1 tRNA gene is annotated in these 216 nt (G+C 55.6%); it reads left to right on the top strand.

What is annotated here, in order from left to right:
* Positions 1–140 precede the first annotated feature (140 nt).
* Positions 141–216 (top strand) — tRNA-Gly (locus tag ACSZPU_RS26600).

Below are 216 nucleotides of genomic sequence, written 5' to 3'. Positions count from 1 at the left end.
AGCTCAGTTGGTAGAGCACGACCTTGCCAAGGTCGGGGTCGCGAGTTCGAGTCTCGTTTCCCGCTCCAAAATTTGAATGCACCATCAATCGCCGGTCCTTACGTGTAGCCAAGCTGTTGCAACGTGAAGCCAGAGATTATGCGGGAATAGCTCAGTTGGTAGAGCACGACCTTGCCAAGGTCGGGGTCGCGAGTTCGAGTCTCGTTTCCCGCTCCA

The organism is Phytobacter sp. V69 (assembly GCF_965644215.1).
Taxonomy (GTDB): Bacteria; Pseudomonadota; Gammaproteobacteria; order Enterobacterales; family Enterobacteriaceae; genus Phytobacter.
The sequence above is the reverse complement of the archived record's forward strand: the minus strand, read 5'-3'. Positions and strand labels throughout refer to the sequence as shown.